Origin of the sequence: Hymenobacter aranciens, from assembly GCF_030580865.1 — a bacterium.
GTDB lineage: Bacteria > Bacteroidota > Bacteroidia > Cytophagales > Hymenobacteraceae > Hymenobacter > Hymenobacter aranciens.
Genome location: NZ_JAUQSY010000004.1, coordinates 19,438 through 30,060 on the forward strand (window position 1 = coordinate 19,438; position 10,623 = coordinate 30,060).

1 protein-coding gene is annotated in these 10,623 nt (G+C 65.2%); it reads right to left on the reverse strand.

The features are described 5' to 3' along the window. Positions 1 to 373: 373 nt before the first annotated feature. Positions 374 to 10,267, reverse strand: a complete 9,894-nt coding sequence (locus Q5H93_RS06750; protein ID WP_305005745.1) for a T9SS type A sorting domain-containing protein — start codon at positions 10,265 to 10,267, stop codon at positions 374 to 376. Positions 10,268 to 10,623: the final 356 nt, after the last annotated feature.

Sequence of the window (10,623 nt, forward strand, 5' to 3'; positions counted from 1 at the left end):
GGGATGGCAAACCGAAGCAGAAAGCCAGCTAGCTATTTAGCAGTCAGCCTTATGTAAGAGGTGAGGATAAGAGTTACTTTATTGCAGAAGAATTGGCAGCGCGTTTTGACATTGGCTGTTGTTAACAGTACAGCTCAGCTAAAACGTTGCATTTACCCCGTAAAATTACGTAGTCCTGGAAAAACGACGCGTAATTAACGAAGCAAAAGCATCCGTACTAAGTACCAGACCAGCCTTTATGCACTCTGCTAAACTTCACAGAATTCTTGAATTTCAGCCAACTGAATAGCGAGACAAATCTTCATCAAAAATTCATAAGAAAAGGGCTTCTGAAACTCAGAAGCCCTTTTCGGTAGCTGCGGTTGATGCGCCGTTAGTTTTTCGACAAACGCTTGGTGAGGCTGATGGCCGCGTTGCTGCCCGTACCACGCACCAGGATGAAGTAGGCGCCGTTAGCCACATCGTGCAGGTCTACCCGGTGGGTCAGGCCCGCATCGAGCCTGAGCTCCACAATGGTGCGACCCGTGGCGTCGAGCAGGCTGACGTCGTACGTGCCGGCCGGCAGTTGGCTCAGGTCCACGTTCGTCTCGTCCACGGCCGGGTTGGGCCACAGGCTGATGCTGGGCATCGTGGGCTTGGTGAAGCTGATGGCGCGCACCGGCGAATAGCTGCTGGTGCCATCGGCATCTACCTGTTTCAGACGGTAATACACCGTGCTGGCCAGCTTGGCGGCGTTGGTATCGGTCAGGGCGTAGTCGGTCGGGCTGGCTTTGCTGCCCTGGCCCTTCACCTCACCAATCTTGCTGAACTCGCGGCCGTTGGCGCTGCGCTCCACCTCGAAGTGGTCGTTATTTTTCTCGCTGGCGGTGGTCCATTTCAGCAGGCCATCCACGTTGCGCAGGGCCTGGGCGGTGAACTCGGTGAGCTCCACCGGCAGCGGGAAGGCGCCGAGGGTGATGGTTTGGATGACGGTGCTCACGCCGCCGTTCACGTCGGTGGTGGTAATGCTCACCACGGTAGTGGTAGCGTTGCGCGGCAACAGGTTGCGGTTCGATACGTAGAGTTGGCCGGTGGCCGGGTCGAGGCTCACGCCGGGGGGCAGGATGCCGGCCGTCAGCACGGCGTTGGTACCGGTGGCGGCGAGGCCGTTGGAGGCCCCCGCCTGCAGGGCGCCGGTGGTGGCGTCGTACACGCGGCCGGCGGCATTGTAGCGGGCCCCGTTCGGGTCCACGATGGTAGTGATGATGTCGCCGTTCTGGTAGGGGTTGGCGCCACCTTTGGTGGGCATGCTGGTGTAGGCGGCAGCCTGGTCCTGACCAACCGGCAGAGTGTACATCACGGTGGCCGACTGGTTGCCCGCGTTATCCGTGGCCAGGTAGGTAAACATGGCATTGCCCACGTAGTTCAGCGTCGGCAGGAAGCGCAGGGTAGCGGCCTGAGCGGCGGTCAGGGTCTGGCCGGCCGTGGCAGCGGCGTAGGTGCTGCCGCTGGTGTTGTAGTAGAGCGTGCCCTGCGTGGCGGCCGGAATGCTCACTATGGTGTAGGGCGCGGTGCTGCTGAGGGCGTTTTCGGGGTCCGAAGCGGCCAGCGGCGAGATGAGCGTGCCGTAGATGGCCGTGGGGCTGTTGGCAGCCGTGTTGCCGGTGGGGCTTTGCAGCGCGTTCACGACGGCGGCAGCCGTGGGCGGCCGGTTGGTGGCGGTGGTGGTGATGCTGGCGCCGTTGTCGGTCGTGGTGCTTTCGCCGGGCGAAGTCACACTGGCGGTGATGGTAGCGCCGGCGACGGGCTGCGTGATAGTGAAGCTATTGGCCACGGCCCCGTTGGCGCCGGCCACCTGCCCGGCCGCAATGGTCCAGGTGATGGTGTTGGCGCCGCTGCTGTACACCCCGCTGTTGGTGATGTTGGTGGGCGTCACGCCGGCGGGCAGCGTCACCGTTTGGGTGGTGGCGTTGGCGGTGGCCGAGGGACCGTTGTTGAGCGTGGTCACGGTGTAGGTTTGCGACGTACCAGGCAGGGCCGTAGCCGGACCGCTCAGGCGCGTTACCTCGTTGAATACCGGCGTGATGGTGACGCTGGTGCTGGCCGAGTTGTTGGTCAGGGCGGTACCGTTGGCGGGCTCGCTGGTGTTCGAGCTGGCGGCGGCCACGGCCGTCAGGGGGCCGCTGGCGGGGGCCGTCAGGGCCACGGTGTAGGTTTGCACGTTGCCGTTGGCCTGGCTGGCGATGGCAGGCCAGGTTACGAGGCCGGTGGCGGCGTTGTACGTGCCGCCGTTGCTTACCGTCACGCCGGTGAGGCTGGCGGGCAGCTGCATCGTCGGCATCACGCTGGCAGCGGCATCGGGGCCGTTGTTGGTAAATACAGCTGTGAGCGTCAGCGGGCTGCCGGCAGCTACCGAAGCAGCCGAGGGCGTCACGGTGGCTACCAGGTCCGACGTTGCCGTGGTGGTGGGAGCAATGCTCGTGGCCACGCTGCCGCCGTTGTTGCCGGGGCTGAGGTCGGTGGTGGTCGAGGTAGCCGAGGCCACGCCGGCCAGCTGGCCACCGGCCGCGTTGGGCATCAGGAAAGCCACGCGGTTCGTCACCGTGTTGCCATTGGGCAGGCTGCTGGTGCTGGCGAAGGTTACCAGGCCGGTGGTCGTGTTGTAAGTCGAGCCATCGCTGAAGGTGATGAGGTTGCCGCTCAGCGAGCCGCCCTGGCCATTCACCTGCATGGTGGCGGCGGTGAAGCCCGTGGGCAACTGCAGGGTGGGCACCACGCTGGCCGCGGCCGAGGGGCCGTTATTCGTCGTGTTCACCACGTAGGTTACCGGGTTGCCAATCACGGCGGTGGCCGGACCGGTTACGGTGGTCACCAGGTCGGCGGCCGGACTGATGGTGGTGGCTACGCTGGCGCTGTTGTTGGCGGGCGTGCCATCGGGCGAGGCAGTGGTGACGCTGCTGCGCACCGTCAGGCTCTGGGCCGGGGCGAGGAAGTTCAGGTTGTACACCTGCATGGCGCCCACGGGGTCGGTGGTCAGGGTCGGGAAGGTCACGAGGCCGGTCGTCGCGTTGTACGCAGCCCCGGTCACGGCCGCGCCGCTGGCATCGGTGATGGTCACGCCGCTCAGGCCAACCGGCAACTGCGCGGTTTGGATGACGCCGCTGGTCTGGGTGCCGGCCACGTTATAGCCAGCGGCTGTCATCGGGCCGTTGTTCACGAAAGTGGCGGTGTAGGTAACCGGCTGGCCTACCACGGCCGTGGCCGGGCCGGTGACGGTGGTAGCCAGCTCGGTAGCCGTCAGTACGCCAATGGCTACCGAGGCCACGTTATCGGCCGCGATGGGGTCCAGATTAGCTTCGGTCACGAAGGCCGTGGCCAGTAGCTGGCCGTTGTTGCCCACGTTGGCGGGGGCCGTCATGGCAATGCTGTGGCTCACGCTGGCGCCGCTGGCCTGGGTGATGGCCGGGAAGGTCAGCATGCCGGTGGTCGTGTTGTAAGTAGCGCCGCTGGTGCTGAAGGTGATGATGTTACCGCTCAATGAGCCGGTCTGGCCATCTACCTGCAGCGTGCCGGTAGTGAAGCCGGGCAGCAGCTGCACCATCTGCACCACGCCCGTGGCCGAGCCGCCGGCCGAAGTGGCCGAGCCGTTGTTGCCGGTGGTCACGGTCAGGGTAACCGGGCTACCGGCTGCCACGGTAGTAGTCGAGGAAGTGAGGCGGGTGTACACGTTGGCCGGGTTGCCGGTGGGGGCGGCCACGGTCAGGGTAGCGCCGGGAGCGGCCGCGTTGGCCGCGCCGTTGAGGTAAGCCGTGTTGTTGGCAGTGTTGGTTTCACCCGCGCCGCTGGTGTTGGGCGTCACGGTGGCCGTGGGCACGAAGCCGGTGGCCGGCATCACGAAGCTCACGGTGTTGGCTACCGACTGGCCGGCGGGCAGAGTGGCCAGCGGCGGGTAGATGACGCCGCCGGCGGGCACGCTGTACACAACACTATTATAGGTAACCGTCGTGGCCGAGGCGGTGGCGTTGTAGAAGCCGCCGTTGCTCAGGTACACGTTGGTGAGGCCGGTGGGCAGCTGGGCCGTTTGCACCACGGTGCTGGCGGCACTGGGGCTGGTGGTGGCGTTGCTGGTCGTGATGGCCAGGGTAACCAAGTCGCCGGCCACGCTGCTGGCGGGGCCGCTCAGGGTGGTGGTCAGGTCGAAGGCCGGGTTGATAGTCAGGCTGGCGCTGGCGCGGTCGTTGGCCGTTTGCGTGGCCTGACTGGTGGTGGTCGAGATGTTGGCCGTGGCCACTACCGGCCCGTTGGCGGGCGCGTCGAAGGTGATGACGGAGGTCGTAGTCGCGCCGTTGGCGAGCGAAGTCAGGCCGGCGTAAGTCACCAGGCCGGTCGTGCTGTTGTAGCTGCCGCCGTTGGTAGCGTTCACGTTGGTGAGGCCGGCCGGCAGCTGCACCGAGGCAGCCACACCAGCGGCGGCCGTCGGGCCGTTGTTGGTAAACGTGGCCGTGAAGCGCGTGCCGCTGGCGGCCAGCGAACCCGCCGTGGCGGCCGGACTAGCCGTGATGCTGGCCGCCACATCGGCCACCGCCGGCACCGTGGCCATGATGGTCGAAGAGTTGGCCGCGACATCGATACCCTGGCCACTGTCGGCGCCCACATTGCTGGTGATATTCAGCGTACCCGTGGCCGTGGTGGCTGGCGTGAAGCTGAAGGTGAAGCTAGAGCTGGCACCACTGGCCAGCGACGAAGCCGTACCGAAGTCAATGGTATTGGCCGTGGTGGGCGTGTAGGGCGCGCCGTTCACCAGTATGTTGGTGACGCCGGCGGGCAGGGTCACGGTGCGCGTCACGTTCAGGGCCGTGCTCGGGCCTTCGTTGGTGAAGGTGGCCGTGTAGGTGCCCGAGGGCTGGGCCGGGGTCAGGGTCGAGGGGCCAGTGAGGGCGGTCGTTACGTCGGCCACGCAGAGGGTGCCGAAGGTGCTGCCCGCAATGCTGGGGCTGATTTGCAGGTTGCTCACGCCGTTGGCGCCGGCCGTGGCGCCGAAGGCGGCCGGGGTGCCCTGTGTGGTGCCGTTGGCGCCGCCCAGCACGGTGGCCGCGGCCACGTTACCGTTGGTCAGCACCACGCCGCCGCCGCCGCCGCCGCCGGGGCCGTGGGGGCCGCTGCCGGGGGCGCTACTGGGGTTCACGCCGGTGTTGTTGCCGCCGGTGCCGCCGTTGGCGCGCAGGGTCAGGTTGGCGAGGCCGGCCGGGGTGTTGGCCGTCACGAGGATGCTGCCGCCGGCGCCGCCACCGCCGCTGCCGTCGTACGCGAGAGTGTTGTTAGCGCTGCCGCCGTTGGCCAGGATGGTGCCGGTGCCGGTGATGGTGCCGGTGCGCAGCAGCACGATGCCGCCGCCCGCCGCGCCGGCGCTGGCCAGGCCGCTGCCGGGCGTGCCGGTGCCGTCGTTGGAGGTACCAGCGCCGCCGCCGCCGCCCAGCACGAGGCGGCTGCTGCTCACCACGTCGAAGCTCGCGCCCGGCTCGCCGCCGATGGGCAGGTTCACCGAGAAGTTGTTGCCACCGCGGCCGCCAAAGCCGCCGTTGGCGCCGCCGCCGCCGCCGCTGTTGTTGATGTCGTCGTTGCCGCCGCCGCCGGCGTTGCCGGGGGCGCCGCGGCCGGCGCTACCGCCGGCGTAAGTACCGGCCGTGAGGTCCACTAGGGCGTTGGTACTGGCGTCGCCGGGGGTGGTGGGCACGTTCACGAAGCGCGGGTTGCCGGCCGTGCCTTCGCCCTTCTGGGCGTTGAGGTCGGAGGAAGTCGTGGTTACGTAGTCGGTCGAGTTAGCGCTGGAGGTCGTTTGGATGCGGCCCCCGCCGCCGCGGAAGCCCCGGGCCGAGGCGTTGATGGTGTTGTTGGCGAAGTTGGTTTGGCCAGCCACGTCGATGGCCAGAATACCGCCGACGCTGCCGTTCCAGGGCGTGGGCGTGATGGTGCCGCCCAGGGTCAGGTTGCCGAACTGCGGCACCCGCACCACCTGAAAGCGGCGGGGGCCGGTCGTGCTCGTCGAGGCGGCGCTGCTGTAGCTGTTCACCAGCGCCGAGGCCAGGGTGATAGTGCCGCCCGAGGCCGCCGTGATGGCCGTGGTGTTGCTGGCCGTCACGTATTCATACGTACCGGCCGTGAAGTTGGTGCTCAGGTTGCCGCTGGCCCCTCCCCCACTCACGCCGTCGCCGTAGGCATCAGAATTGCTGGAGCTGATGTCGGCGCCCTGCATCTGGATAACCAGCAGCAGGTCACCCTTCACGATGCTCGTGGCAATGCCCGGGGCGCCGCCAATGGTGCCCGCACCCACCGTGATGGACGTAGCGCCGGCCGCAGCCGAAGCCGTGCCGGGGTAGTAGGTATCGGGGTTCACGGCCAGGGTGGGCGAGCCGTCTTTGCCCGGCGTGGCGCAGAGCGCGGGCGTGCCCGCCCCGCCGGTATTGGTTACCGGGATGGTGTAGGTAGCCGTGTTGCTGACAATGTTGGCGTTATCGGTCGCAAAGTACGAGAAGCCGGCGTTGCCGCTGAAGCCGGCGGCCGGCGCGAACGTCAGCTGCGCGGCCTGGGCCGGCGTGAGCACTAGGCCGGGAAAGTTGGCAGTGGTCAGCGCCACGCCATTCACGAAGTAGCTGCCTTGGGCAGCCGGGGGCAGCGCCATGATGGTGTAGCTGGCCACCGTGCCATCGGCCGTGGCCGAGAGGGCGTTGATGGCCGTGGCGGCTTGGCCGCTGGGGCGGCTGGTATTGGTGATGTTGGCGGACACCGGGGCCAGGCGGCACCAGGTCATCGTTTCGATACCAATGAGTTGGTTGCCGGGGTCGGCGGCGGCATTGCCGTTGGCGTAAGTCAGCGTGAAGCTGGTAATGGCGCTGGGGAAGTAAGCCGTCACGGTGCCATCGACGGTACTGGAGGTGCTGACTTGGCCGGTAGCCACGTTGCCGCTGATGCTGGTGATGCCTGCGCCGGGGTTAGCCAGTACCAGCGTCGGCGTTACGGCCGTCGCGCCGTTGGCCCCCGCAAAGGTGACCACATCAATAAAGCCCGCATCGGCATCAATATCCTGAATGCGAACCGTGAAGTTGCTTACTGCGCGGTTAAAGTTGAAGGTCACCGACGAGGTGCGCCCGGCGCCGGAGTAGTCGTTGTTCCACACCAGGTCGGTCACGCCGTTGGCCGTGCCGATTTGGAAGGTCGAGGTCGTAGCGGCACTATTGGCATAGCCGCTCGTGCTGATGGTCGTCAGCGCCGAACCCGTGGGTACGGCCAGGGCGGCGTGGGCTTTCCAGTCTTCGGCCACCGGACGGGTCGAGTAGTCCAGGGTGTTGGTAGCCGTGGTGCAGGGCGTAATATATTGCAGCGGAATCGTGTAGGTGGCCGTGTTAGCAGTCAGCAGGCTGGCATCGTCCGTTGCCCGGTAGGTGAAGCTGGTGCTGCTGCCGGTGAAGGCGGCATCGGGCGTGTAGCGCAGCGTGGCGGCCTGGGCGGCCGTGATGGTCTGGTTCAGGGCTACGTTCGTGTACGTCGTGCCCGCCGAATTATATTGCAGCGTGCCGTTGGCCGGCAGCGAGGTAATGGTGTAAGTGCTGATGCTGCCATCAGCCGTCGCACTCAGCGGGCTGATGCTGGTCTGGCCGGCGGAGCTCAGCACCGGGGCCGTCGTCACGTTGTTGGCCGTGGGGGCCAGGCGGCACCAGGTGAAGGGGTCGATGCCGATGGCCTGGTTGCTGGGGTCGGCCTGGGCGGTGCCATTGGCGTAGGTGAGGGTGAGGGTGGTGATGGCGCTGGGGAAGTAAGCCGTCACGGTGCCATCCACGGTGCTGGTCGTGGTGCCCACACCGGTCGCCGTCGCGCCGCTGATGCTGGTGATGCCCGCGCCGGGGTTGGCCAGTACCAGCGTCGGCGTCACGGCCGTCGCCCCGTTGGCCCCCGCAAAGGTGACCACATCAATAAAGCCCGCATCGGCATCAATATCCTGGATGCGCACGGTGAAGTTCGATACGGCCCGGTTGAAAGTGAAGGTCACCGACGACGTACGGCCGGCGCCGGAGTAGTCGTTGGTCCAGGCCAGCGAGTTTACGCCGTTGATGGCGCCGATTTGCAGGGTCGAAGTACCCGCGCTGGCCGAGTAGCTGCCCGAGCTCACGGTGGTCAGGGTCGAGCCGGCGGGCACGGCCGTCGCGGGGCGGGCTTTCCAGTCCTCGTTGGCGGGCTGGGCCGAGAAATTCAGGGTGTTGGTAGCCGTGGCGCAGGGCGCGATGTATTGCAGCGGGATGGTGTAGGTAGCCGTGTTGCCCGACAGTACCCCGGCGTCATCAATGGCCCGGTAAGTGAACGTAGTGCTGCTGCCGGCAAAACCCGCATTGGGCGTGTAGCGTAGCGTGGCGGCCTGGACCGCCGTGATGGTCTGGTTGGCCGTTACGGCCGTGTAGGTTGTGCCCGACGAGTTGTAGAGCAGCGTGCCGTTGGCCGGCAACGTAGTAATGGTGTAAGAGTTGATGCCGCTGCCATCGGCCGTGCCGCTCAGGCTGCTGATGGGCTGCTGGCCAGCGCTGGTCAGCACGCTGCTCGTCGTCACGTTGTTGGCCAAGGGAGCCTGGCGGCAGAAGCTAAACAGGTCGATACCAACGAGCTGGTTGCCGGGGTCGGCCTGCAGGGTGCCATTGGCGTAGGTGAGGGTGAGGGTGGTGATGGCGCTGGGGAAGTAGGCCGTCACGGTGCCGTCTACCGGGCTGTCGGTGTTGGCCGTGCCGGTGGCCACGTTGCCGCTGATGCTCGTGACGCCCGCGCTGGGATTGCTGGCTACCAGCGTCGGCGTTACGCCCGACGCCCCGTTGGCCCCCGCAAAGGTCACCACGTCAGTAAAGCCCGCTGCAGCGTCAATGTCCTGAATCCGGACGGCGAAGTTGCTCACCGCCCGGTTGAAAGTAAACGTCACCGACGAGGTACGGCCGGTGCCCGAATAGTCGTTGTTCCACACCAGCGCAGCGCTGTTGGCCGTGCCGATTTGCAGCGTCGAAGTGCCCGCGCTGGCCGAGTAGCTGCCCGAGCTTACGGTGGTTACCGTCGAGCCGGCGGGTATGCCCAGAGCCGTGTGGGCTTTCCAGTCCTCGTTATTTGGGCGAGTGCCGAAGCTAAGGGTATTGGTAGCCGTGGTGCAGGGCGCAATGTATTGCAGTGGGATGGTGTAGGTAGCCGTCGACGAAGTCAGGCTGGCGTCGTCCGTCGTGCGGTAGGTGAAGCTGGTGCTGCTGCCGGTAAAGGCGGCATCGGGCGTGTAGCGCAGCGTGGCGGCCTGGGCGGCCGTGATGGTCTGGTTGGCCGTCACGGCCGTGTACGTCGAGCCCGCCGAGTTGTACTGCAGCGTGCCGTTGGCCGGCACCGATAGAATGGTATAGGAAGGCGTACCATCGGCCGTGCCGTTCAGGCCGCTGATAGATTGCTGCCCCAGGCTGCTGATGAGCGTGGGGGTAGTCACATTGGCCGCCGTGGGCTGAATGCGGCACCAGCTAATCTGGTCGATGCCAATCGACTGGCTGCTGATGGAGCTGGCGGCCGTCAGGTTGCGGTAGCGGATTGTAATAGAAGTTACGTCCGTTCCGTAGGTGGCAATAACCGAGGCATTGCTCGGGTTGGTATTGTTGCCCGCCGTTACGTTGCCGGTGGCCGTATTAGCCGCGATGGTGAAGAAGGTAGATGAGGAATTAACTTTCGTCAGCGTGGGTACTGCTACGGGCGTCGCCCCATTGGCCCCCGTGAACGTTACCTCATCTACCCAGCCGCTGCTGGGCGTGAGAAAGGCCGAGGGATTAAAAACGGCATCAATATCCTGCACCCGAATGCTCAGGTTTGACACGGCACGGCTGAAGTTGAAGGTAACCGTCGAGGAGTTAGTTGTCGCAGTATAGTCTGCCGACCAGCCTAGGGTTTGCACCCCGTTGAGGGCGGCCGTGACCAGGGCCACGTCGGCGTTGGCGGGCGTCGAGGTGTAGGTGGTGCCCACCTGCGTGAAGGAGTATGCGCCGGGCACCGGCTCGGTGGTCCGGTTTTTCCAGTTTTCGCCGGCGGTGCGGGTGCTAAAGTCCAGCGTGACCGGCGCGGTGGCGCACTGCGCCCAGCCCAGGCGCGGGCTCAGGGCCAGGCCCGCCAGTAGTAGGTTGAACAGAAACAGCCGCACCATCGAGGCCCGCGCCCCGGTAGCGTTACTTCCTCTTGTCCGGCTCCAAAGCTGCCAGCCTCCCCGGCTCTGATAATGTACTAATGCTTCCATAGGAAATGAGGTTAAATAAACGTGCTGCAAGACCCGTCTTCAAACATGTAACTTTTATTATTTAGTCGATAAACAACGAAATTTACTCGTTAAACGGATTTTGAAGCAAGATTAAATTTTTACCCGCTTTTGAGCATTAGTTTGCAATTAGCTGATTTTCAATAACCAGTCCGACAATAAATAATTTAACTTTAATCGGCAATTAATCGCTGTTCACCGTGCACCAGGGTTATTTCACCGACAAAAACCCGCCAAACGCCCGTTTCGTCGGCCCCTCACCTGCTTCGGCCCGGGCTATATGCAAAAAGCCCCTCCCCGAATGGGGAGGGGCTTGGCTAAAAGCACCCGAACGGTTT